The 21,891-nt window shown below is 73.1% G+C and carries 19 protein-coding genes; 16 read left to right on the top strand and 3 right to left on the bottom strand.

The genetic code is table 11. The features are described 5' to 3' along the window. Positions 1 to 32: 32 nt before the first annotated feature. Both ACZ4XJ_RS26070 and ACZ4XJ_RS26065 read right to left on the bottom strand, forming a co-directional pair. A complete protein-coding gene (locus ACZ4XJ_RS26070) occupies positions 33 to 542 on the bottom strand; it encodes a 2'-5' RNA ligase family protein (protein ID WP_468497568.1) in 510 nt (169 codons plus the stop codon). Between the two features lie 346 nt (positions 543 to 888). Continuing rightward, positions 889 to 1,488 carry a MarR family winged helix-turn-helix transcriptional regulator gene (locus tag ACZ4XJ_RS26065; protein ID WP_468497567.1) on the bottom strand — a complete coding sequence of 200 codons (600 nt, stop codon included), beginning with the start codon at positions 1,486 to 1,488 and terminating at the stop codon, positions 889 to 891. A 366-nt stretch (positions 1,489 to 1,854) separates the two neighbouring features. Here ACZ4XJ_RS26065 and ectA point away from each other — a divergent pair, with 366 nt between their 5' ends. The 10 genes from ectA to ACZ4XJ_RS26015 all read left to right on the top strand — a co-directional run bounded on the left by ectA (position 1,855) and on the right by ACZ4XJ_RS26015 (position 10,716). Next, positions 1,855 to 2,424 carry a diaminobutyrate acetyltransferase gene (ectA, locus tag ACZ4XJ_RS26060; RefSeq protein ID WP_468497566.1) on the top strand — a complete coding sequence of 190 codons (570 nt, stop codon included), beginning with the start codon at positions 1,855 to 1,857 and terminating at the stop codon, positions 2,422 to 2,424. Between the two features lie 57 nt (positions 2,425 to 2,481). After that, on the top strand, positions 2,482 to 3,750 hold the full coding sequence (ectB, locus tag ACZ4XJ_RS26055; protein WP_362881485.1) for a diaminobutyrate--2-oxoglutarate transaminase: 1,269 nt from the start codon (positions 2,482 to 2,484) through the stop codon (positions 3,748 to 3,750). Between the two features lie 72 nt (positions 3,751 to 3,822). After that, a complete protein-coding gene (locus tag ACZ4XJ_RS26050; RefSeq protein ID WP_468497565.1) occupies positions 3,823 to 4,227 on the top strand; it encodes an ectoine synthase in 405 nt (134 codons plus the stop codon). Between the two features lie 62 nt (positions 4,228 to 4,289). After that, positions 4,290 to 5,192 (top strand): ectoine hydroxylase, encoded by a 903-nt coding sequence (thpD, locus tag ACZ4XJ_RS26045; protein WP_468497564.1) that lies wholly within the window; start codon positions 4,290 to 4,292, stop codon positions 5,190 to 5,192. A 135-nt stretch (positions 5,193 to 5,327) separates the two neighbouring features. Further along, entirely contained in the window at positions 5,328 to 6,227 is a 900-nt protein-coding gene (locus tag ACZ4XJ_RS26040; RefSeq protein ID WP_362881490.1) for an NAD-dependent protein deacetylase, read from the top strand. Between the two features lie 248 nt (positions 6,228 to 6,475). Further along, positions 6,476 to 7,963, top strand: a complete 1,488-nt coding sequence (locus ACZ4XJ_RS26035; protein WP_468497722.1) for a SulP family inorganic anion transporter — start codon at positions 6,476 to 6,478, stop codon at positions 7,961 to 7,963. Positions 7,964 to 8,131: 168 nt separating this feature from the next. Continuing rightward, the gene (locus tag ACZ4XJ_RS26030; RefSeq protein ID WP_362881492.1) at positions 8,132 to 8,572 is read left to right on the top strand and encodes a hypothetical protein; all 441 of its coding nucleotides are present in this window, start codon (positions 8,132 to 8,134) and stop codon (positions 8,570 to 8,572) included. Positions 8,573 to 8,724: 152 nt separating this feature from the next. Further along, a complete protein-coding gene (gene sigK / locus ACZ4XJ_RS26025) occupies positions 8,725 to 9,324 on the top strand; it encodes an ECF RNA polymerase sigma factor SigK (protein WP_362881494.1) in 600 nt (199 codons plus the stop codon). Beyond that, positions 9,321 to 10,118, top strand: a complete 798-nt coding sequence (locus tag ACZ4XJ_RS26020) for an anti-sigma factor (RefSeq protein WP_468497563.1) — start codon at positions 9,321 to 9,323, stop codon at positions 10,116 to 10,118. Before sigK ends, ACZ4XJ_RS26020 begins: the two co-directional genes overlap by 4 nt. 148 nt (positions 10,119 to 10,266) lie before the next feature. Next, complete coding sequence (locus tag ACZ4XJ_RS26015) at positions 10,267 to 10,716, top strand: SRPBCC family protein (protein ID WP_362881497.1); 450 nt, start codon at positions 10,267 to 10,269, stop codon at positions 10,714 to 10,716. Between the two features lie 257 nt (positions 10,717 to 10,973). Here the strand turns inward: ACZ4XJ_RS26015 and ACZ4XJ_RS26010 are convergent, their stop codons facing one another. Further along, on the bottom strand, positions 10,974 to 11,333 hold the full coding sequence (locus ACZ4XJ_RS26010) for a hypothetical protein (protein WP_362881534.1): 360 nt from the start codon (positions 11,331 to 11,333) through the stop codon (positions 10,974 to 10,976). 511 nt (positions 11,334 to 11,844) lie between these two features. Between ACZ4XJ_RS26010 and ACZ4XJ_RS26005 the strand changes: the two genes are divergently transcribed. The 6 genes from ACZ4XJ_RS26005 to ACZ4XJ_RS25980 all read left to right on the top strand — a co-directional run bounded on the left by ACZ4XJ_RS26005 (position 11,845) and on the right by ACZ4XJ_RS25980 (position 21,875). Continuing rightward, positions 11,845 to 13,983: an AfsR/SARP family transcriptional regulator gene (locus ACZ4XJ_RS26005; RefSeq protein WP_468497562.1), complete on the top strand. Its 2,139-nt coding sequence runs from the start codon at positions 11,845 to 11,847 to the stop codon at positions 13,981 to 13,983. A 306-nt stretch (positions 13,984 to 14,289) separates the two neighbouring features. After that, a complete protein-coding gene (locus tag ACZ4XJ_RS26000; protein ID WP_362881500.1) occupies positions 14,290 to 17,415 on the top strand; it encodes an AfsR/SARP family transcriptional regulator in 3,126 nt (1,041 codons plus the stop codon). Between the two features lie 224 nt (positions 17,416 to 17,639). After that, complete coding sequence (locus tag ACZ4XJ_RS25995) at positions 17,640 to 18,914, top strand: cytochrome P450 (RefSeq protein WP_362881502.1); 1,275 nt, start codon at positions 17,640 to 17,642, stop codon at positions 18,912 to 18,914. Between the two features lie 4 nt (positions 18,915 to 18,918). Continuing rightward, on the top strand, positions 18,919 to 20,052 hold the full coding sequence (locus ACZ4XJ_RS25990) for an acyl-CoA dehydrogenase family protein (protein WP_468497561.1): 1,134 nt from the start codon (positions 18,919 to 18,921) through the stop codon (positions 20,050 to 20,052). Next, positions 20,042 to 21,301 (top strand): GNAT family N-acetyltransferase, encoded by a 1,260-nt coding sequence (locus ACZ4XJ_RS25985; protein WP_468497560.1) that lies wholly within the window; start codon positions 20,042 to 20,044, stop codon positions 21,299 to 21,301. Before ACZ4XJ_RS25990 ends, ACZ4XJ_RS25985 begins: the two co-directional genes overlap by 11 nt. 121 nt (positions 21,302 to 21,422) lie before the next feature. Next, a complete protein-coding gene (locus ACZ4XJ_RS25980; RefSeq protein WP_362881507.1) occupies positions 21,423 to 21,875 on the top strand; it encodes a type II toxin-antitoxin system RatA family toxin in 453 nt (150 codons plus the stop codon). Positions 21,876 to 21,891: the final 16 nt, after the last annotated feature.

The raw sequence follows: 21,891 nt of genomic DNA, 5'->3' as shown, positions 1-21,891 counted from the left end.
CCGCCCCCACCGCGCGCCGGCCCGGCGAGAGGTCAGGCGAACCGCGCCGACGTTCTCCGCTGCCATCCCCGGTCCGTCAGGGCCACCAGATGGGCCGCTTCCGCGCGGGCCGGGAGCGGCAGGAGTTCCCGTACCCGCTCGCCCACGCGACGGGCCTCCGTCCCGTCGCAGCCCAGCGCGACGGTGACGTGGGCGGTGGGCGACTCGCCGAAGCGACCGCCGTACGGGCGCAGGTCCGGCCAGACATCGCGGAACGCCGCGATGGCCGGGTCGAGTTCGCCAGCCCCGACCGCGACGAACCCGGGCGCGGTCACCAACCGGCGCAGCAGCAGGTCCGCCGCCGGGATCGACCCGGCGAGCCGGTGGAACTCACGCTCCGTGTCGTCGCCGAGGTCCGCGACGGGCACGAACGGGTACATCACCGTCACGTGGGCGGGCAGCCCCGTCCGCACGAGGCTCGCCCTCACACTGGCGGCCGCCCGCAACAACACCTCTGCGGGCGGCAGTTCGATCACCACGGCGGTCGTTCCGATGGGCGGCACGAACCCATCCTTCCACGCGCCCTCCAGGTCCTGACACCGTGAACGGACCAGGGCGGCCGGACCACGGGAACAGGTCCGGAACGGTCTCTCATACCGCCACCCTGCCCGGACCACTTCCAAGGCGCCACAGGATATGGAGCCTCGGCGCCGCGACCATGGTCCGATCGCTCTCCCGCTGGAACTACCGGGTCCAGCGGGCCACCGCCCAGGGCGTGGCGTGTCCGCGGAGCGCTGAGGTCGGTGAGCGGCCTTGGGCGCAGGCGCGCACGGGCGACGGGCCCCTTGCCGCGGCGGGCCCGCAAGGCCGTCGACGGTTTCGGCGACCCCGTCGGGTCGCCCTGCCCGCTCAGCCCGGGAAGGCGTCTTCCGGCCGTCCGACGGCGAGGGGCGGGAGGGCGTGGGGAGCGGGCGCGGTGGGGAGGCCGGCCGCGGCGGCGAAGGCGGCGAGGGTGCCCACCAAGGCGGTGCGTTCGACGGGGCCGAGTCGCGCGAGGACCGCCGAGGTCTCCGCCCGCCGGCGGGCCGTTACGGCTTTCACCAGGCGGGAGCCGGAGTCCGTGGCGGTGAGCACCGTCTCCCTCCGGTTCTCCCGGTTGGGCCTGCGGTCCGCCAGGCCCGCGGCGATCAGTCGGTCGACCATGCGCATGGCGGTGGACGGGTTGACCTCCATCAGACCCGCGAGGGAAACCAGTTTCACGTGCCGGCGTGCCACCAGGACATCGAGCATCCGGAACTGCGCGGGCGTGACTCCGTCTCCAGCTGCCGCCAGGGCTCGGGCGGAGATCGAGGCCAACAGGTCGGAGGCGGCCAGGACCGCGTGCGTCACGTCGTCGACCTCGGCGACCTCGTCGGCGCCGAGGACGGCACGGATGGCCTGGACGGTGTGGGCGTCTGCGGCGTCGTTCGCGGCGCGTGGGGGATCCGCGGGGCGCGTTTCCTCGGTCATACCTCTTTGTACCGCCTGACAGTTCGGGATACCCAGTGGCCCGGTGCCCCGGAGGGGACTCCGATGTGGGCGCGGGACGACCGTGCGACCGAGGGGGTCGTTTCACATGTCCCGTTCCCTCGAGTCGAAACGGGGGGACGGCCCAATGTCGTGGCTTCACACGGCAAATGTGGCACAGGGCAAAGACGTTACGATCTCGTGATCTTTGGAAATTTTGGGGTGGTTTATGCCGATGGATAGGCATTCCAGGCAAGCCCCTGAGGGGCTCGTCCGCATCCTGGACGGCACCGGATAACACGGACGTACGGCGTACGGAACCCCGTACGGGCATGTTTTTTGGGGAGATGGTCGGTAGCTTCGGCCCGCATGACCGCCGCCCATCCAGATCCGGCCACCCGTCCTCGACCCTCCGTCCCCACTCCCCCACCCGGGATCCGGGCCGACCGGCCCGACGTCTCCGACGGCCCCGACCTCTGGCGCATCGCCCGCGAGACGCGGACGTTGGACGTCAACTCGCCCTACAGCTACCTGCTGTGGTGCCGCGACTTCGCCGCCACCTCGGCCGTCGCACGCGACCGCGACGGCCGGCCGGCCGGCTTCGTCACCGGGTACCTGCGCCCCGACGCGCCGGCCACCCTGCTGATCTGGCAGGTCGGCGTGGACGCCGCGGCCCGCGGGAAGGGCGTCGCCGGGTACCTGCTCGACCACCTCACCGCGCGCGTCGCCGCCGAGCACGCGCTCGATGTTCTGGAGACCACCATCAGCCCGGGAAACACCGCGTCGGAGCGGCTGTTCGCGTCCTACGCCGAACGTCACGGTGCGCGCGTCACCCGGAAGGTCCTCTTCGCCGAGGAGCACTTCCCCGGTGGCGCCGGGCACCACGACGCGGAGGTGCTCCACCGCATCGGTACCCCCGGCGAGCCACTGACCACGTAGCTCGGCCCGCTCGTCCAGCCGTCATCACACACATCCCACACCACAGGAGAGTGCCGCTTGACCACGACAGCACCGGTCCCCACCGTCTTCGAAACCGTCGAATCGGAGGTGCGCAGCTACTGCCGCGCCTGGCCCGTCGTCTTCGACCGGGCGCAGGGCAGCCGCCTCCACGACGAGAGCGGCCGCAGCTACCTGGACTTCTTCGCCGGCGCCGGCTCGCTCAACTACGGACACAACAACCCCGTGTTGAAGCGGGCGCTGCTCGACTACATCGAGCGCGATGGCATCACGCACGCCCTGGACATGTCGACGACCGCCAAACGGACCTTCCTGGAAACCTTCCAGTCCACCGTCCTCGCCCCCCGCGCTCTGCCCTACAAGGTGATGTTCCCGGGACCCACCGGGACCAACGCGGTCGAGGCGGCGCTGAAGTTGGCGCGCAAGGCCAAGGGGCGTGAGGCGGTCGTCTCGTTCACCAACGCCTTCCACGGCATGTCCCTGGGCTCGCTCGCCGTGACGGGCAACGCCTTCAAACGCGCCGGCGCGGGTGTTCCGCTGGTCCACAGCACGCCGATGCCCTTCGACAACTACCTCGGGGGCCGGACGCCGGACTTCCTCTGGTTCGAGCGGTTGTTGGAGGACCAGGGTTCCGGTCTCAACAACCCGGCCGCCGTGATCGTCGAGACCGTGCAGGGCGAGGGCGGCGTCAACGTGGCGCGCGCCGAGTGGCTGCGCGCCCTCGCCGACCTGTGCCGGCGACGGGACATGCTGCTGATCGTCGACGACGTGCAGATGGGTTGCGGTCGCACCGGTGAGTTCTTCTCCTTCGAGGAGGCGGGCATCACGCCCGACATCGTCACCGTCTCCAAGTCCATCAGCGGCTACGGGCTGCCCATGGCGCTGTGCCTGTTCAAGCCCGAGCTCGACATCTGGGAGCCGGGCGAGCACAACGGGACGTTCCGCGGGAACAACCCGGCCTTCGTCACGGCGACCGCCGCCTTGGAGACCTACTGGCGCGACGGCGTGCTGCGCGAGCGCACCCGGGTGCAGGGCGACCGCATCGAGCGGGCCCTGACGGACCTGTGCGCGGAACACGAGCGGGACGGTGCTTCGTACCGCGGTCGCGGCATGGTGTGGGGCCTGGAGTTCACCCGCAAGGAGCGCGCCGGGGAGGTGTGCCGCAGGGCCTTCGAGAACGGCCTGCTCATCGAGACCTCCGGCCCGGAGAGCGAGGTGGTCAAGCTGCTGCCCGCGCTCACCGTGTCGGCGGACGAGCTCGACGAGGGCCTCGACATCCTCGCGCGGTCCGTCCGCGAGACGGCCTGACCGCACCACACCAGACCCCACCCCACCCCACCCCACCCCACCACACCCGACACCACGAAAGGCAGCCCCACCGTGATCGTCCGATCCTTCCGTGACATCGAGGGCACCGACCGGCACGTCAAGGCCGCGTCCGGTACCTGGGAGAGCAAGCGCCTCATCCTGGCGAAGGAACGCGTCGGTTTCTCGCTCCACGAAACCGTCCTGTACACCGGCACCGAGACGTCCATGTGGTACGCGAACCACATCGAGGCGGTGGTGTGCGTCGAGGGCGAGGCCGAGCTCACCGACGAGGAGACCGGCGAGAAGCACCGCATCACGCCGGGCACCGTGTACGTCCTCGACGAGCACGAGCGGCACACCCTGCGCGTCATCAGCGAGTTCCGCTGCCTGTGCGTCTTCAACCCGCCGGTGACCGGACGTGAGGACCACGACGAGAACGGCGTGTACCCGCTGCTCAACGAACCGGATCCGGTCTGACGTTTCCCCCGGTCCGACCCGGTCCGCACCCACCGAAACCGAGAGGAGAGGCAAGCAACGCCATGCTCACCGCAACCGAACGCACCCTCGCCGACCTGTACCCCACCCGGGGCTCCGAAGAAGTCCTCATCGGACGCAAGGACCCCGTCGTATGGTCCGAACCCGGCACTCCCGGGCCCTTCTGGGCCCGCGAGTTGGAAGGTTTCGAACGCGACGGATTCGTCACCGCGGAGCGGTTGATCAGCCCGCAGGAGGTCGAGGAGTACCGCGCCGAGATGGACCGACTGGTGTCGGACCCCGACGTGCGCTCCGACGAACGGTCCATCGTGGAGCCCGGTTCGGGCGAGGTCCGCTCGGTATTCGAGGTCCACCGCGTCAGCGAGGTGTTCGCACGCCTGGCCGCCGATCCCCGGCTGGTGGACCGGGCGCGGCAGATCCTCGGTTCCGACGTGTACGTCCACCAGTCCCGCATCAACGCCAAGCCCGGTTTCGGCGCGAGCGGCTTCTACTGGCACTCCGACTTCGAGACCTGGCACGCGGAGGACGGCCTGCCCCGGATGCGTACGGTCTCGGTGTCCATCGCCCTGACGCCGAACCACCCGACCAACGGCAGTTTGATGATCATGCCGGGGTCGCACCGGACGTTCCTCGGCTGCGCGGGTGCGACGCCGAAGGACAACTACAAGAAGTCCCTGCAGATGCAGGACGCCGGAACGCCCTCCCCCGAGGCCCTGACGCGGTTCGCGTCCGCCTGCGGCATCCAACAGTTCACCGGGGCGGCCGGGACGGCGACCTGGTTCGACTGCAACGCGATGCACGGTTCCGGGGACAACATCACCCCCTACCCGCGCAGCAACGTCTTCCTGGTGTTCAACAGCGTGGAGAACCTGCCGATGGAGCCGTTCGCGGCGCCGATCCGGCGGCCGTCCTTCATCGCCTCGCGGGACTTCACCCCGCCGGCCTGAGCCGCCGGCCCAACCCGCCGGCCTGAGCCGCCGGGCGGGCACGCCGCACCCGTCGTGCCCGGGCTCCGGTCCGGGCGCGGGGCCCGGTCCCCCCAGGCCCGTGCACGGGTCCGGCCCGTTCCGTACCCTGGCGGCATGCGCATGCGCCCCACCCTGAGCTGGACCCCCACCGAGGACCCGGAGCCAGGCACCACGGATCTGGAGCCGGTCTCCGACCTGCTGCGCGCCGGCGGGGTGCTGGTGCTCACCGGGGCGGGCATCTCCACGGAGTCGGGCATCCCCGACTACCGGGGGGAGGGCGGGAGCCTGCGCCGGCACACCCCGATGACGTACCAGGAGTTCACCGCGAGCGCCCGGGCCCGACGCCGGTACTGGGCGCGCGGTCACCTCGGCTGGCGCACCTTCGGCCGCGCCCGGCCCAACGCGGGTCACCGCGGCGTCGCCGCGTTCGGGCGGCACGGGCTGCTCTCGGGTGTGATCACGCAGAACGTGGACGGTCTGCACCAGGCCGGCGGGAGCCGGGACGTGGTGGAACTGCACGGGAGCCTCGGCCGGGTCATCTGCCTGTCCTGCGGCGAACTCAGCTCGCGCGGCGACCTCGCCCGACGGCTGGAGGAGGTCAACGCGGGCTACGAGCCCGTGGCCGCCGCGATGAACCCGGACGGTGACGCCGACCTCACCGAGGAGCAGGTCGGGGACTTCCGCGTGGTGCCCTGCGCGCGGTGCGGCGGCGTCCTCAAGCCGGACGTCGTGTTCTTCGGCGAGGCCGTCCCCCCGGAGCGGGTCGAGCGATGCCGGGCCCTGGTAGACGGGGCGTCCTCGCTGGTGGTACTGGGATCCTCGCTGACGGTGATGTCCGGGCTGCGGTTCGTCCGGCAGGCGGCTGGGGCGGGTAAGCCGGTGGTGATCGTCAACCGGGATCCGACCCGGGGGGACCGGTACGCCGCCGCCCGGGTCGAGCTTCCCCTGGGGGCGGCCCTGACCACGCTGGCCGAACGCCTCGACCTCCCTCTCGACGGCCCGTCCGCGCCCTGACCACGGCCCGGCCCCGACCCCGTCGGCAACGGTCCGATCAAGGCCGGCCCGCGAACGGGGGCCGGCGCCACCACGCCCCCCGTGCCCGCCGAGGTACGGTTCATGGTCGGCGTGAGCGGCTCGTCGCCCCACGCCCACCGACTCAGGGGGCCGATCCGACCCTCCGCTTCCATCCGCACGACCCGGCCTGTCGACGGGGTGTGCCCGAGCACGACAGGTCCCCTTCCTTGTCTTTCGCTGATGCGGTCGTGTCCCCCGCCGCGCGCCTGCGCGGGCTGAGGCCCGACTGGCTGTCCGACCCACGGGTGTGGCGCACCGAGGTGCTGGCCGGCCTGGTCGTCGCGCTCGCGCTGATACCCGAGGCGATCTCCTTCTCGATCATTGCCGGGGTCGACCCCGCGATCGGGCTGTTCAGCTCGTTCACGATGGCCGTGGTGATCTCCGTCGTCGGCGGACGGCGGGCGATGATCTCCGCCGCGACCGGGGCCGTCGCCCTGGTGATCGCGCCGCTGAACCGGGAACACGGTCTCGGTCACCTGATCGCCGCGGTCATCCTCGCCGGCGTCCTCCAGGTCGCCCTCGGGGCGCTGGGCGTGGCGAAGTTGATGCGGTTCATCCCCCGTTCGGTGATGGTCGGGTTCGTCAACTCCCTGGCCATCCTGATCTTCATGACGCAGATCCCCGAACTGCGCGACGTGCCCTGGCCGGTGTATCCGCTCCTCGCGGGCGGCTTGGCGCTGTTGGTGTTCCTCCCGCGGATCACCACCGCCGTGCCGGCGCCGCTGGTGTCCATCGCCGTCCTCACCGCCCTCACGGTCGGCGCGGCCATCGCGGTGCCCACCGTCGGGGACAAGGGCGCCCTGCCCACCTCGCTCCCGGTGCCCGGCCTCCCCGACGTACCGTTCTCGCTGGACACCCTGACCACCATCGCCCCGTACGCCTTCGCCATGGCGCTCGTCGGGCTGATGGAGTCGCTGATGACGGCGAAGCTCGTCGACGACATCACCAACACGCACTCCGGCAAGACCCGGGAGTCCATCGGCCAGGGCATCGCCAACATCGTCACCGGCTTCTTCGGCGGCATGGGCGGTTGCGCCATGATCGGTCAGACGATGATCAACGTGAAGGTCTCCGGCGCCCGCACCCGGTTGTCGACCTTCCTCGCGGGCGCGTTCCTCATGGTGTTGTGCATCGTGTTCGGCCCGGTCGTCTCCGAGATTCCGATGGCCGCCCTGGTCGCCGTCATGATCATGGTCTCGTTCGCGACCTTCGACTGGCACTCCATCGCCCCGAAGACCCTGGCCCGGATGCCCGCGGGCGAGATCGCGGTCATGGTCATCACCGTCGCGGCCGTGGTGGCCACCCACAACCTGGCCGTGGGTGTGGTGCTCGGGTCCGTGACCGCCATGGTCGTCTTCGCCAAGCGCGTCGCCCACCTCGCCGACGTCACCGCCGTCGCCGGCCCCGACGACGACACCCTCGTCTACCGGGTGACCGGCGCGTTGTTCTTCGCCTCCTCCAACGACCTCGTCGGCCGCTTCGACTACGCCACCGACGCGAGCAGGGTGGTCATCGACCTGAGCGCCGCCCACATCTGGGACGCCTCGTCCGTCGCCACGCTCGACGCGATCGGGACGAAGTACGCGCAGCGCGGCAAAACCGTCGAGGTCACCGGCTTGAACGCCCCCAGTGCCGACCTCCACAGCAGGCTCTCCGGGCAGCTCACCCGCCCCTGACACCGGGATCCGGGCCCCGGCACCCTCCCGCGGTCCGCCCACCGCACTCACGGACGAACCACATAAAAACGGATCGATCCATCCCATCCACGCCCCCCGGCGGCTTCGAATTACTTGTGTCACATCAACCACTGCTCTCACCACGGTGAGGGCGAGGAGGTGGGATCCATGTCCGTTCCCATCCGTGTCAGACACATGGCGGTGGCCGTCGCCTCGACCGGCATCCTGGTGGGCGGCGCGGCACTCGGCGCCGCGGCCCCCGCCATGGCGGCGCCCGCCGCGACGCAGACCGCGTCCGCGTCCGTCACGGGCGACCGCGGCGAGCGGTGCGTCTGGAAGAAGGGCCATTGGGACAAGCGGTGGGTCAAGGGCCACTGGGAGAAGCGCTGGGTCAAGAACCACTGGGACAACCACGGCAACGGGAACTGGAGCGGATACGGGAACGGGGACGGAAGCGGGGACCGTGACCGTGACCGTGACCGCGGTCGCGGCCACGGCGACTCCCAGTGGGGCAACAAGGGTCACTGGAAGTGGGTGTACGTGCCCGGCCAGTGGGACAAGCAGTGGGTCAAGGGCCACTGGGACTGCTCGTACAAGCACCGCTGGTAGCGGCTGCTCCCACCCGCAGCACACACGGTTCGACGAGGGCCCGCACCGCGGGCCCTCGTCGCCGTGGTACCCGTCCGCTCCGGATGCGCCCGGTCCACAACGGTGATGGGATCGGAAACCGACGCACGCACCCGAGGAGCACGGGGCCTCAGATGGCGGACAGCACGAACAGGGCGGTGAGCGCGGACGGTGTGAGCGCCGACCCCGACGACGGGCCGGACGCCTTGCTGCTCCGGGTCGCCCAGGGCGACGCGGAAGCCTTCGCCCCCTTCTACGACGCGCTGGTCGCCTCCGTGACGGGCGTGGTGTGCCGGGTCCTGCGGGACGAGGACCAGGCCGCGGAGGTCACCCAGGAGGTGATGGTCGAGGTGTGGAGGACCGCGGCCCGGTTCCGCCCGGAGATCGGGACGGCGAAGGCCTGGGTGCTGGTACTGGCCCACCGGCGGGCCGTGGACCGCGTGCGTTCGGCGGAGGCGCGCGTGGTGCGGGAGGAGAAGGCGGCCCTCCTGAACCTGCTGCCTCCCTTCGACGAGGTCGCGGACGAGGTCGAGGGACGGGACGAGTACGCCCGGGTCCGGCGCTGCCTGGACGCGCTCAGCGGGCCCCAGCAGGAGGCCGTACGGATGGCCTTCTACGAGGGGATGACCTACCGGGAGGTGGCCCGCTCCCTGGAGGCGCCCGAGGGGACGGTCAAATCCCGGCTGCGCGACGGCCTGCACCGGTTGCGCGGCTGTCTGGAGGCGTCCCGATGAGCATCGCGCCCGACCCCCACGCGTCCCTCGGGGCGTACCTGCTCCACGCGATGCCGGCCGACGAGGAAGCCGCCTTCGCCCGGCACCTCGCGGGCTGCGTGTCCTGCCGCCGCGAGGCCGCCGCGTTGGCTCCCGTCGTCGCGGACCTGTGCGCCACCCCGCCGGTGGCGCCGCCCGCGGAGTCACGGGCCCTCGTGCTGGAGCGGATCGCCCGGACTCCTCAGGAGGGCGCCGACTCCCCCACGCCGCCGTCCCACGCTCCGGGTGCACCCATCGGCCGGGCCGGTGCGCCGGTGGCCCGGGTCCCCGGCCGGGTGCGGCGCCTGCGCTGGGCCCTGGCCTGCTGCGCCGTCGCGGCGGCGGCCTTCGGCGGCATCGCCCTCTGGCAACACCAGGAGGCCGAGCAGGCCCGCACCGGCTTGTCCGCGTCCAGACCCGCAGGCCCCGCCCGGGAACTGGCGGAGGTACTGGCGGCTCCGGACGCCCAGGTCAACGCCGCGCGCTTCGAGGACGGGGCCACCGGTTGCGTCATCGTCTCCCGCAGCGAGAGCCGGGCCGCCTTCATCGCGACGGGCCTGCCGAAACTGCCCGCCGACCAGGTGTACGCGCTCTGGTACGACGACGACGGCACCACCCGTTCGGCGGGCACCCTGGCCGGTGGCGGAAGCTGGCACATCCAACTCCTGGACGGGCCGGTCGACCGGGCGACGGCCGTCGGCGTGACCGTCGAATCGGCAGCGGGGTCCACCGGGCCCACCACCGCGCCGGTCGGAGTCGTGGACATTCCCGCCTGACCTGCCGCACGCGGCGGGCCGGGCGGCCGGCCTGAAGTCCGCGGGTTCGGGGAGTGCCGGCCGCCGGTTCTGGGCAGGCGCGCCGAAAGCGGGCAGCAGCGGTGCTGCCCGCGCCCTTACCCCACAGCCGTGACCAGGAGGGTCCACCATGTCGCAGGTCAAGGAATCCATCGCCGTCGACGTCCCGGTCGGTACCGCGTACGACCAGTGGACGCAGTTCGAATCGTTCCCGCAGTTCATGGACGGTGTGGTGACGATCGAGCAGCGGAGCGAGACCCTGACCCACTGGAAGACGCGGATCTCCGGCGTGGAGCGGGAGTTCGACGCGGAGATCACGGAGCAGATCCCCGACACGAAGGTCGCCTGGGTCTCCGTCGGCGGCGACACGGAGCAGGCCGGACTGGTGACCTTCCGCCCGCTCGACCCCTCGCACACCGAGGTCACGCTGCGCATGGACTTCGACCCCGAGGGTATGGCGGAGAACCTCGGCGACAAGCTCGGGTTCGTCGACCGTCAGGTCAAGAGCGATCTGCAGCGGTTCAAGCACTTCATCGAGAACCGCGGTGAGGCGACCGGAGCCTGGCGCGGCCGGATCTGAGCAGCCGGACAGCGGACAGCCGGACACCACGGGCGCCGCACACGCGCACGCCGAGCCCCCCGCCACGTCGTGGCGAGCCCCGCACCAGGACCCGGCCCGGGCGACTTCGGTCGCACCGGGCCGGTCCTGTTGTTCTTGTTCTTGTTCTTGCTTGTTGTTCCCCGTGGATTTCCCACGCCGTTGCGACGGAGCACCTCGTGCGCGGCGTCCGCCGTCGGGCCGCACCCGACGGTCACCCCCTGCGCGCGCCGGCTCCGCTACGCGCCGCGCCGGCGGCCCGCGTGCACGGCGAGCGCGGCGACGGCCGTCACGGTGAGGACGCCCGCCTCCAGGAACCCGTCACGGGAGCGCCAGGACAGGACGGACCAGCGGGACCGCGCGGACAGCAGCGAGCCCGTACTGAGCCAGGAAGCGGTGGAGAGCAGGGAGAGCGAGGACCCGATGGAGGCGGCGGACAGGGCGGAGCCCACCGAGCCGACGGACAGCACCGAGCCCACGGAACCGATCGACAGGACGGAGCCCACCGAGCCGATCGAGAGCACCGAGTCCTTGGACCAGAGGGAGAGGAAGGAGCCGTCACCCCGGCGGCACGACTTCGTCAACGTACGCGGTTCGATCACCCGTCCATCGTGACACGGGGACGGTCCTGAGGGCCTGTACCGAGCACCGGTCGTGGGACCGAACGGACGGCCGGAACGCGTCCCGCGTTCCTTACTGTGGGTAACTGGACGGCCGGAGGCAAGAATCCGGCCGACCTCCGCGTCCCGCGGCGCGCCCCCGGGACGAGTACGGCCGCCGGGGCTACGGTCACGGAACGCCACGCCGGCCCGGCGGGGTACGGCAACCCCGCCCGGGCGCCCGCGGGGCGGGGAACCGCGCTGCCCGAGCGCCTGCGCCGCCGGGCGGTGCGCCGGTGGCCGAACTAGGCCGTCCGCATCGGGACATGGGAGAAACTCCTGTTCAGGGGGGTTTCCCGCAGCCGGGACGGATGTCCTGGCCGCATGCGGCGCAGCCGACCGGGTGTGCGCGGGGTTGACCTCCCGCGGCACTTCGCACTCCTTCCCGGCAGGGCACAGGAGCAGGCCCGCCGGGGCCGGGCCGGACCAGTACGAGGGCATGGGGCACGACATGAACACCGACGCGATATCCCTGCGGTTCACGCTGCTGGGCCGCCTGCGGGCCTGGCGCGGCCCGCGGGAACTGGAGTTGGGTTCGCGCCAGCAGCGGACCCTGCTGGCCCTGCTGTTGTTGCGGCAGGGTCGACCCGCGCCCGTCGACACCTTGGTGACCGACATCTGGGGCGACCTGCCGCCGGCCCGTGCCGTGGGGTCGCTGCGCACGTACGTCTCTCGGCTGCGCAAGGAGATCGAGACGCCGGACCCGACGGGCGAGGGGCGGCGGGTGCTGGTCTCCGAACACGGCGCGTACGCCCTGCGGGTGGCCCCGGAGGCGGTGGACCTCGGGCTGTTCCAGCGGGACGTGACCGCCGCCGAACTCGCCCGTGCGGCGCGCAGGCCCGAGGAGGCACGCGTCCTGTTGCACGGCGCCCTCACCCTGTGGGGGGAGGAACCCCTGGCCGGGTTGGGAGGTCCGGGTGTCGAGGCCGAGCGGAGCAGGTTGGCCGGTCTGCGGCTCGCCGCCCTGGAGACACGGCTCACCCTGGACGTGGAACTGGGGCACCACATAAGGGCGTTGGCCGAGCTACGCGCGTTGACGGAGCAACATCCCCTGCGGGAGCGACTGGGCGCCCTGCTGATGCGGGCGTACCTGCTGAGCGGCCAGGACGGGGAGGCACTGGCCGTCCACGACCGGACGCGTCGGCTGCTGGCGGCGGAGTTCGGGATCGACCCGGGGCGCGAGATGGCCGCGATGGCCGAGGGCATCGCGCTCGGCGCGGGCGGGACGCATGGTGCGGGCGGCGCGGGCGGTACTGCCGGCTCGGACGGTACCGGCGGACCGGGTGACACGGGCGGTACGGGCAGTGCGGGCCGATCGGACGCGGGCACCAGCGGGAAGGGCCCGGCTGCGGGGGCCTCGGGGTGCGAGGGGCCGTGCGAGGGGGCCGCCGTCGGGACCGGACCGGCGGACACCCCGCGCTCCGGACGGCGATCGGCGCCGGAAGATTTCCGACGGCCGGCTCAACTGCCGCGCGCCCTGGCCGACTTCACGGGCCGCGAGGAGACGCTCGCGCGGGTGATCGGCGAGCTGACCGGTGCGCGGAGCGACCCAGCGGAGCCGGGCGCGGCCCGGCCGGCTCCGGTCGTCGTGGTGTCCGGCTCCACCGGCATGGGCAAGAGCGCGCTCGCCGTGCACGCCGCCCACCGGGTCCGCGGCCACTTCCCCGACGGCCAGCTCCACGCCGACCTGCGCGCCCCGGACGGCACTGCGGTGGCGCCGGCGACGGTCCTGGAGTCCTTCCTCCGCGCGCTCGGGGGCGCCGGCCGGGCGTTGCCCGAGCGGCAGACCGACCGGGTGGCGCTCTACCGGTCGGACCTCGCCGAGCGCCGCGTCCTGGTGGTCCTCGACAACGTCGAGGACCCGGCGGCGGTCGACGACCTGGTCCCCGGCGGTCCGGGCTGCTCCGCGCTCATCACCAGCACCACCCGGCCCTCCGGGCTGGCCGGGGCCCGTCACACCCATCTGGACGTGCTCTCCCGTGCCGAGGCGTTGACCTGGTTGGAGGCGGCGATCGGCGCGGCCCGCGTGGCGGCGGAACCCCAAGCCTGCTCCGAACTGGTCGAACTCTGCGGGGGGTTGCCGTTGGCGCTGCGGATCGTGGCGATGCGGCTCGCCACCCGGCCGGCCTGGGCCGTCGCCTCGGTGGTGGGCGCGCTGCGCGGCCGTCACCGGTTGGCCGTGCTCGGGATCGCCGACCTCTCCGTGCGGGAGGCGTTCCGGCGGGAATACGGGTGCCTGCCCGCTCCCCTGCGGTCGGTGTTCGCCCGGGTGGCGCTGCTGCGGGAGCCGGACGGGCGGTTCGGGCCGGGCGCGGTGGCGCCGGCCCTGGGGGTTCCGCCGGCCGAGGCCCGCGCCCTGTGCGAGGAGTTGGTGGACCGCAGCTGGCTGGAGTCCGCGCTGCCCGGCCGCTACCACGTGCACGGCCTGCTGCGGGAGTTCGCCGTGTCCGTCCACCGGGACGAACTGGCGCCCCGCGCCGACGGGGACCGGCCCGTGGCGATGCTCTTCGCCCCCGACGGGGCCGACACCCGCCTCGGCAGCCGGTCGTCGCGGCCCCCGCGCGGCCTGCGGGAGGGTTTGGCCTCCTGACCCGGGCGGGTGGCCCTTCCCGCCCGCCCGGGCGCCCCGTACGCGCCCACCTCACCCCCGCGTGCCGTTGAACGCCGCGTCCGCCGGGCCCGTGTCCTTCGTGGTCACCCGTACGCCGCCGCGGCCCGCGCCGCGAAGGCAACCGTGCTCCCGATCCCGAGCGCGGACCCCGACACCGACCCGGTCCGGCCACCCGGATCCCCGGGGACCCGGTCCGGCCACCCGGATCCCCGGCCCCGGGGCCCGCACGCCTCGACGGCACGCCCGTCGCGGCCCCTCCCGCAACCCCGTTGGAGAACCTCCCCCGTGCCTGCCGCTCACCGTCCGACCGCCGCTCCGTTCCACGCCTCCGACCCGGCGCCGCCCGCCCTGTCCTTCCGGGTGCTCGGCCCGCTGCGTGTGCGGACCGACGGGGTCGAGACCGACGTACGGCCGCCCCTGGCGGCGGCCCTGCTCAGCACCCTGCTGCTGCGGCACGGCCGCCGGGGCAGTACGCAGGCCCTCATCGACGCCGTGTGGGGCGACGGCGCCCCCGGCGGGGCACCCGGGGCCCTGCGCGGCCACGTCGCGGCCCTGCGCCGGGTGGTCGAGCCCGGGCGGGCGCCGCGTACCCCGGCGCGGGTGCTCGTCTCCCGCCCGAACGGCTACGCCCTCCACCTGCTGCCCGACGCCCTGGACCTGACCGTCTTCGACCGGAGGGCCGGCAGCGCCGCCCGGGCGGTGCTCGCGGGTCGGCCCGGGGACGCCCTCAAGCTGTACGACTCGGCGCTGGCGCTGTGGGACGGGGACGATCCCCTGCCCGGCGTGCCCGGTCCGTTCGCGGCGGCGCAGCGTTCCGCGCTGCGGGAACGGCGGCTGGCGGTCCTGGAGGACCGGTGGGAGGTGGTACTGCTGCTCGGCGGTCACGCCCGGGCCGTGGAAGAGCTGCGCGGGGCCGCGCAGGCCCATCCGCGGCGCGTACGGCTCCAGGAACTGCTGATGACCGCCCTGTACGAGTCGGGCCGGCAGACCGAGGCCCTGGACGTGCACGCCCGCGCCCACGAAGCCCTGCGCGGCGCGGACGGGCCGGGGGCCGGGGCGGGACTCGACCGGATGCGCCGGCGCATCCTGGCCGGCCCGGGCGCCACCGACGACGACGGCCCGGGCCGGGGCGGGCCGTCGAGCAACGAGCATCCGGCGATCGTCACGGTCGACCCGGCGGCACGGGAGCGGGGTTCGGGGGCCGGCCGGCCGGCCGCGCCCTTGCCCGTACCGGCCGCCGCACGTTCGATGTCACCGGCGCTGAGCCTGCCGCCCGACCCCGCGGACCTCGTCGGGCGCGACGCGGAGGTCGTGCGGTTGCGGCAGGTCCTGGAAGGCGGCTCGGTGGCGGCGTCCGGCGCGATCAGCGGCATGGGCGGCGTCGGCAAGACGGCCCTGGCCGTGCGCGTCGCGCACGAGGCGGCGGCGAGCTTCCCCGACGGGGTGTTCTTCGTCGACCTCTGCGGCATGGACGACCGGCCGGCCGACCCCCACGAGGTCCTGGGCGACCTGCTGCGCGCCCTCGGGGTGGCCCCGGCGCAGTTGCCGGCGGAGACCGTCGAGCGGGTCGCGCTCCATCGTGCGCTGCTCACCGACCGGCGCGTGCTCCTCGTCCTCGACAACGCCCGTGACCTGGACCAGATACGCGATCTGCTGCCGACCGCGCCGGGCTGCGCCCTCCTGGTGACCAGCCGGACGTGGCTCACCGGGTTCGGCAACCTCGGTGGGGCGACCCTGGTGCACCTGGAGGAACTGGCCGACGGGGTGGCCCTGGACCTGCTGGTCCGACTCGTCGGGGAGCAACGGGTACGACGGGAGGAGGAGGCCGCGCTGGCCCTGGTCGCCGACTGCGGACGGCTGCCGCTCGCCCTGCGCGTCGTCGCCGCCCGGATGGTCGGCTGCCCGACCCTGTCCGTCGCGGAGACGGGCCGTCGACTCGCGGACGAGCGGCGGAGGTTGGCGGAGCTCAGCGGCGACGGGGGCGCCGTGGAGGCCACCTTCCGGCTCGGTACGGCGCTGCTCACCCCGCACCAGCTGCGGGCGTTCCGGTTGCTGGCCCTGCCCGACCTGCCGGAACTGGGCGCGATGAGCGCCGCCGCGCTGCTGGACCGACCCCGGGCGGAGGCGGAGGCCCTGTGCGAGGCCCTCGTCGACGCCAGTCTGCTCCAGTCCCCGGCGCCGGGCCGCTACCGCTACCACGACCTGCTGCGCCTGTTCGCCCGGACGTCCGGGGCCGAGGAACTGCCCGCCTTCGACCGGGGGTCGGCGATGCTGCGGTTGCTGGACGCGTACACCGGCATGGCCCGCGAGGCCTACCGGACCGCGACCGCGGGCGACCCGTTCCCGGCCGACGAACCGCCGACCCCGCAGGCGCTCTCCCCGGCGGGGGCGCCCACGGGCCGTCCGGGCGGCGGTGGGCGGCCCGATCGCCGGTTCACCTCCCCGGCGGAAGCCACCACCTGGCTGTTCGACGAACGGCTGCACCTGCTCGCGCTCGTCGAGCAGGCCGCCGGTTTCGCGGAGGTCCCGGCGTCGGTCTGCGCGCACCTGCTGCTGGCCACGGACCCGTTGGGGCGCGACAGCACGGGCAAGCGGCACCTGGAGCGGGCCGCTCGCGCCGTGCTGGCGGCGGCGGAACGGTCGGACGACGCGGTGGCCGGGGGCATCGCGCACTTCATGCTGGGAGGTTCCTTCGCCATCCGCTTCGCGATGGGTCGGGCGCTTCCGCACCTGCGTACGGCGGCCGACGTCTTCCGTCGTGAGGAGCGGTGGCCGCTGCTCGCCCACGCGTTGAACGCCCTGGGTGGCTGCGCCCTCGCCCAACGGGACTTCCCGACCGCCGTGCGCCTCCTCACCGAGGCGCTTCCGCTCAGCCTGGAACCGCCCAGCCCGGCCTGCGAGTCCGTCACCCTCGGCTTCCTCGCCCTGGCCCAACTGGCCACCGGGCGCGCCGAGGAGGCCGTACGGTCGGGCCGCACCGCGGTCGCGTTGGCGCGGTCCTGCGGCGACGCCCCCGGTGAGGCGAACGCGTTGCGCTCGCTCGGACAGGTCCTGCTGTACACGGGGCAGCGGCACGAGGCGTTGGCGTGCATGCGCACCAGCCTGCGGCTGTGGCGTACGACGGGCTCGGCGTTCCGGGAGGCGCTGGTGTTGGGCGGGCTCGCCGAGGCGTTCAACCTGCTGGGCCGGTACGAGGAAGCCGTGGCCCATGCCACGGAAGCGCGCGACGTCGCCACGCTGCACGGGGACGCGTACCTGCTCGGTCGAGCGCTGACGCAACTGGGGGACGCGGTCGCGGCGTTGGGTCGGGCGGGGCAGGCGGCGTACTACCGCCGGCAGGCGTTGCAGCTCTTCCGGGACCTCGGCATGCCGGACGCGGCGGACGTCGAGGCGCGCCTCGGTACCGGCTGACCGGCGCGGCAGCGTGCCGCGCGTCCGCTTGGAACAGGGCGCGGCGCCGGCGGCGTTGACGTCCGGTTGATGCGCTGTTGACGTCGCGCGAGCAGGGCGGTGACAGGCTCTTGTCACCGCCCCCCGCACGGATGTCCTCTCCCCTTCGGAGGTCCCTGCCGGGGGGCGGCCCGGGCACACCGCGGCATCCCGGGACCGCACGCCGATCTGCTGAGGACTCCCCTTTGGACCCCCAGGCTCTGCTCTTCTCCTTGTTCACACCGGAAGGTCGGGAAAACCCGTTCCCGGCGCTGGAGGCGCTCCGCGAGAACTTTCCGGTCTACTACGACAAGGACCTCGACACCTACTTCCTGACCACGTACGCCGATTGCCAGGGCGTGCTGACGGACACCTCGTTCCGTACGCCCGACCTGAGTTGGTGCGAGGACAACCTGCCGGACTGGCGCGAACACCCGGCCGCCGACTTCTTCTACGCCTCGATGCTCCGCGCCAACCAGCCCGACCACACCCGGCTGCGCCGGCTGATCGGTGCGGGGTTCACCCCGCGCCGGGTGGCCGCGCTGAGTACGGCGGTCGAGCAGCTCACCGACTCCCTCCTCGACGAGTTCGCGGCGGCCACGACGGACGGCGCCGCGGCCAACTTCCAGGAGCTGGTCGGGTATCCGCTGCCCGTGGCGGTCGTCGGCGAGCTGATCGGCGTACCGGCCGAGGACCGGCTGCGGTTCCAGCGGCTGGGCGGCGACGCCAGTCGACTGCTGGAGCCGGTGCGCACCGAGGAGGACTGGGCCCGCGCCGATGCCGCGGTGACCGAACTGCGCGCCTACTTCGAGGACCTGCTCCGGCGCCGGGCCGTCGAGCCGCGCGAGGACCTCGCCACGGTGCTGCTGGAGACCGGCCAGGGCCAGGAGCGGCTCAGCCGGAAGGAGGTCATCGACACCCTGATCCTCACCTTCGTCGCCGGTTTCGAGACGACCGCCGCCATGCTGGGGATCGCCACCCACGCCCTGCTCACCCACCCCGAGCAGTTGGCCGCGCTGACCGCCGACCCCGCGCTCGCGGCGCAGGCGGTCGACGAGGCGCTCCGCTGGGACACGCCCGTCCAGATGACCGAGCGGATCGCCTCCGAGGAGACGGAGATCCGCGGGGTGACCGTACCGGTCGGCGCCAACGTGACCACCGTGCTGGCCGCCGCCAACCGCGACCCGGCGCAGTTCCCCGACCCGCACCGGTTCGACGTGCGCCGGACCGGGAGCAGGGTGCTGAGCTTCAGCGCCGGTCCGCACTACTGCCTCGGCGCGGCCCTGGCCCGGCTGGAGGGTTCCATCGCCGTCCGTCGGCTGTTCGCCCGCTTCCCCGACCTGGCCCTGGCGGGGACACCGGTACGGCGCGAGTCCTTCAGCCTGCGCATGTACGAGGACCTGCCCCTGACCACCACGGCCGGATCGGCGGCGACCCGTCCGCGGGCCGCGGTCGGCGCGACGACGACGGCGAAGGACTGAACCCATGGCATTCCTGGACACCGAACGCGCGGTGCTCGAAGCACTGCTCCCCGGCCTCGACGCCGAGCTGGCCCGCCATCCGCTGGCCGAGCTGGAGCGGCCGGGCAGCCCGGCCGTCGCCGCGTTCCGCGCGGCGGGCGGCGCGGCGCTGCTGGTGCCGCGGGCGAACACCGGCCTCGGCGCAGATCCGTTGCAGGCCGTGCGGCTGCAACGCGCCGTCGGCGCGCGCTGCCCGTCGCTGGCGGTCGCCACGACGATGCACCACTTCTCCGTGGCGAGCCTGGTGGAGGCCGCGAAGAACGGGGCCGGCTTCGAATGGATGCTGCTGGAGGCCATCGTCGGCAAGAAGATGCTGCTGGCCTCCGGGTTCTCGGAGGGCCGCACCGGCCAGTCCATCCTGCGGCCCGCCATCCGGGCCGAGCGTCGCGGCGGCGAGGTCGTGCTGAACGGCAGCAAGAAGCCGTGCAGCCTCGCGCACTCCATGGACCTGCTGACGGCCTCGGTGGTGATGACGGACGAGGACGGCGCCGAGCGGCTCGGGGTCGCGATCGTCCCCGCCGACACCCCCGGGGTGTCCGTGCGGCCCTTCTGGCGCAGCTCCGTACTGGCGGGCGCGGAGAGCGACGAGGTCGTCCTGGAGGACGTCGCGCTCGACCCGCAGATGGTCGTGCTCACCGAGGTCACCGCCGATTCGGTGCTGGACCCCCTGAACGTCGCGGGCTTCCTCTGGTTCGAACTGCTGATGTCGGCGGGCTACTTGGGTACGGCGAGCGCCTTGGTGGAACGCGTCCTGCTGCACGGCCGCGCGCCGGCCTCGGTGCGTGCGGCGCTGGTGACCGAGGTCGACGCGGCGATGCTCGCGGTGGAGGCGGTGGCGCGGACGATGGGCGAGTCCCCGCAATGGGGCGAACCCCTGCTGGTCTCCGCGCTCACCGCGCGCTACGCCGCGCAGGACGCCATCGCACGGACCACGGCGACCGCGCTGGAGGCGCTCGGCGGCATGTCGTTCATCGGCTCAGACGAGGGCACCTACCTGGCCTCGGCCGCCGCGGGCCTGAACTTCCACCCGCCGTCCCGGGCGCGGATGGCCGAGCCGCTGTGCGCGGTGCTCGACGGCGAGCCGCTCCGTGTCGGCTGACCGCGGGAGCGCGGCGCCCGGCGCTTCGGGTCGGGCCCCCTCCTCCCCGACCCCGACCCCGACCTCGGTCGCGGCCGAGGCGGATCCGGGGGATGCGGATGCGGTCTACACGGTCGAGCGGTTGGACCGCGCCGAGGACCTGCCCCGCCCGGTGTGGGACGAACTGGCCCCGTCCGACGACCCCATGTGGGGTCAGGACGTGTTCAGCGCCATGCAGGGCGCGCGGATCGGCCCGGACCTGTACGCCTACCTGCTGGTGCGCCGGGACGGCCTGCCGTTCGCGGTGCTGCCGCTCAGCGGGGTACGGGGACTGCGGCTCGACCAGGTCGTGGGGCCGCGCGAACGCCGCCTGATGGCGCCGGTGGCCCGGACCTTCCCGAGGCTCGTACGGGTGTCGATGCTGTTCTGCGGCAACTTCCTCGGGCAGGGCCACGTCATGGGCCGGGGCCCGCTCCCCGCCCGGGCGGCCCGGCTGCTGGTGCGGGAGGTCATGGACTACGCCCGCGAACAGCGGCTGGGCACCGTCGTCTTCAAGGACTTCGTCCCGCACGACCTCGAAGCGCTGGGCCCGGGTCTGGAGGAGGCGGGCTTCTTCACCGTCGCCTCCCTGCCGGACACCGAACTCTCGCTGGAACACGCCGACTTCGAGGCGTTCCTGAATTCACTGTCGGCCAAGCCCCGGCGCAACGCCCGCAACAAGATACGGAAGTTCCGCCGGCAGGAGGACCTGCGGATGGAGGTGCTCGACGACTTCGGGCACCTCGTCCCGGCCATGATGGAGCTGTACCGGCAGGTCATGGACCGGGCCGACCAGACCCTCGACGTCCTCGACGAGGAGTTCGTCCGCGCCCTGTCCGGCGGCGACCCGGGCGAGGACGAGGACGCCCGTACCGATCAGCGGCTCGTCGCCTGCTTCGAGGGCGACCGCCTCGTGGGCTACCTGCACTGCCTGTTCCGCGGCAACGGCGCCGTCGGCGCCCGGATCGGCCTGGACTACGGGCTGGCGCACCGGGCCGGCCTCTACCACAACCTGCACTACGCGGCGATCGAACTGGCCCTCGCGCGGGGTTGCCGCCACATCCGCTTCGCGCAGACCGCGTACGAACCCAAGCGCGAGTTCGGCTGCGAGCTGGTCGAGCAGTCGTACGCGCTGAACCACACCGGACGGCTGCTCCGCGCCGTTCTGCGGCTCCTGCTGCCGCCCGCCCTGGAAGCGGCCCGCGAACAGGCCCTGGCGCCCAAGTCCTGACGGGCCGCCGGCGGCCGTGCCGGAACCGCCCCGACCGCGCCGAAACCGTCCCGACCGCGCAGACCTCCCGCACGTCATCGACGAGCCCCACGGGCTCCCCCACCGGAAAGTGAGATCCACCATGCCCCTCGTCCAGGTCGAGATCCCCATCGCCGCCCGCCCCGAGGACAGTTGGAACGCCGTCATCGACGTCGAGAGCTACTCCTCCTGCATGGACAGCGTCCAGTCCGTCACCATCGTCGACCGCGCCGGCCCGGACGAGCGCACGACGGCCTGGTCCGTCCACCTGAAGGGTTCCGTCCTGGAGTGGGTGGAGGCGGAGAAGCTCGACCACGTCGCCCGGCGCTTCGACTTCCACCAGGTCAGCGGCGACCTCGCGCACTTCGTGGGCCACTGGGCCGTGCGTCCCTCCGAGGACGGCGGGAGCCACGTCTCCCTGACCGTCGAGTTCGAGATCGGCATCCCGCTGCTCGCCGACATGCTCAACCCCGTCGCCGCCACCGCCCTGCGGGAGAACGCCGAGCAGATGCTCCAGGCCCTTGAGCGGCGGCTCATCGGCGGCGCCGCCCGCTGATGGGGTCCCCGCCCAC

Source organism: Streptomyces sp. NPDC029836 (genome assembly GCF_055574495.1).
Note: the sequence above shows the minus strand (reverse complement) of the source record. Positions and strands in the feature narration are given on the sequence as shown.

What these genes read in the sequence shown, in the direction of transcription:
- sigK (WP_362881494.1), top strand. Translation starts at nt 8,725, where the DNA reads ATGGCGGACAGCACGAACAGGGCGGTGAGCGCGGACGGTGTGAGCGCC.
- ACZ4XJ_RS26015 (WP_362881497.1), top strand. Translation starts at nt 10,267, where the DNA reads ATGTCGCAGGTCAAGGAATCCATCGCCGTCGACGTCCCGGTCGGTACC.
- ectA (WP_468497566.1), top strand. Translation starts at nt 1,855, where the DNA reads ATGACCGCCGCCCATCCAGATCCGGCCACCCGTCCTCGACCCTCCGTC.
- ACZ4XJ_RS26065 (WP_468497567.1), bottom strand. Translation starts at nt 1,488, where the DNA reads ATGACCGAGGAAACGCGCCCCGCGGATCCCCCACGCGCCGCGAACGAC.
- ACZ4XJ_RS25980 (WP_362881507.1), top strand. Translation starts at nt 21,423, where the DNA reads ATGCCCCTCGTCCAGGTCGAGATCCCCATCGCCGCCCGCCCCGAGGAC.
- thpD (WP_468497564.1), top strand. Translation starts at nt 4,290, where the DNA reads ATGCTCACCGCAACCGAACGCACCCTCGCCGACCTGTACCCCACCCGG.
- ACZ4XJ_RS26005 (WP_468497562.1), top strand. Translation starts at nt 11,845, where the DNA reads ATGAACACCGACGCGATATCCCTGCGGTTCACGCTGCTGGGCCGCCTG.
- ACZ4XJ_RS26030 (WP_362881492.1), top strand. Translation starts at nt 8,132, where the DNA reads ATGTCCGTTCCCATCCGTGTCAGACACATGGCGGTGGCCGTCGCCTCG.
- ACZ4XJ_RS25990 (WP_468497561.1), top strand. Translation starts at nt 18,919, where the DNA reads ATGGCATTCCTGGACACCGAACGCGCGGTGCTCGAAGCACTGCTCCCC.
- ACZ4XJ_RS26020 (WP_468497563.1), top strand. Translation starts at nt 9,321, where the DNA reads ATGAGCATCGCGCCCGACCCCCACGCGTCCCTCGGGGCGTACCTGCTC.
- ACZ4XJ_RS26040 (WP_362881490.1), top strand. Translation starts at nt 5,328, where the DNA reads ATGCGCATGCGCCCCACCCTGAGCTGGACCCCCACCGAGGACCCGGAG.